This is a genomic window from Vibrio sp. 10N.222.46.A1, from assembly GCF_041473595.1.
GTDB lineage: Bacteria > Pseudomonadota > Gammaproteobacteria > Enterobacterales > Vibrionaceae > Vibrio > Vibrio tasmaniensis_A.
In genome coordinates, this window is record NZ_JBFRSN010000111.1 from 1 (window position 1) to 1319 (window position 1319).

The window sequence follows — 1319 nt, forward strand, 5'->3', positions numbered from 1 at the left end:
GTCTGATGGACTGCCAGGTATCACTATCGACAAATATCAAGACTACCTAGTTTGCCAACTACTAAGTGCGGGCGCTGAATTCAATAAGAGCGTATTGGTTGAAGCTTTAATTGAATGCTTCCCAGACTGTAATATTTACGAGCGTTCAGACGTAGCAGTTCGTAAAAAAGAAGGCCTAGAACAAGTTGTTGGTGTACTTCACGGTGAAGAGCCACCAAAATCTATCGTCATTGAAGAAAACGGCGTCAAAATCAGCGTAAACATCATGGAAGGCCACAAAACTGGCTTCTACATGGACCAACGTGATAGCCGTAAAGAATCAATGAAGTATGTTAAAGGCAAAGATGTGCTTAACTGTTTCTCATACACTGGCGGATTTGGTCTTTACGCACTGAAAGGCGACGCAAAACGTGTAATCAACGCAGATGTGTCTCAATTAGCTCTTGATACAGCTAAGTTCAACGCGGAACTCAATGAATTTGATATCTCGAAAAAGCGTGCTGTATTCCTAAACGCAGACGTATTTAAACTACTTCGTGAATACCGAGATCAAGGCACTAAGTTTGATGTCGTTATCATGGATCCACCAAAGTTCGTTTCAAGCAAAAACAACCTAACATCAGGTGCTAACGGCTACAAAGATGTAAACATGCTTGCAATGCAAATCCTAAATCCTGGTGGAACACTACTCACCTACTCTTGTTCAGGTTTAATGGGTGCTGATTTATTCCAAAAAATCATCGCTGACGCTGCACTAGACGCAGGCAGAACAGTAAAATTTGTCGAGCGCTTCGAGCAAGCCGCTGACCACCTAACAGATACAGCGTACCCTGAAGGCTTCTACCTAAAAGGCTTCGCCTGTAAAGTGTTGTAACTGTAAGGTGTTTCACCTCAATGTAAGGTCTTCTTAAGCGCGATTACTTTACTAAATTAAGATATAAAAAAAGGGCCTTTCGGCCCTTTTTGTTTAGTTATCGTAAATTTTCAATATATCGTTTAATAGTCCACTCACATCTGAAATTGAACCGTTAGTGATATAACTATCAAATTGTTCAGCGCTATCTTGCAATATGATCTCCTGAGTTTTTCCACCATCTGTCACAGTCAACTTAAGATCTGCCGTTGACATATTATCTGCACCTTCAAGAGAAATACCAATCTTACTGCTTTGAAGTAGGCTATTAATACTGTCAGAAGAATCTGTATGGAGTAGATCGGAAATATCTATTTTATCATCACCCTTAGTAAAGTCTGTAATTGTGTCTTTCTCACCATGACGAACACCAGAACCTTGGTCGACAAACTTGAAGATATCATCA

2 protein-coding genes are annotated in these 1319 nt (G+C 40.3%); one reads left to right on the plus strand and one right to left on the minus strand.

Annotated features, from left to right (window positions below; all coding sequences use genetic code 11):
* Window positions 1-874, plus strand: an 874-nt coding sequence (locus AB4496_RS04000; protein ID WP_372130611.1) for a class I SAM-dependent methyltransferase, incomplete at its 5' end; no start/stop codon positions are given.
* Window positions 875-967: 93 nt separating this feature from the next.
* On the opposite strand, the gene AB4496_RS04005 is transcribed toward AB4496_RS04000, so the two are convergent.
* Window positions 968-1319: type I secretion C-terminal target domain-containing protein (locus AB4496_RS04005; RefSeq protein ID WP_372105336.1), on the minus strand; the 352-nt coding region annotated here is incomplete at its 5' end.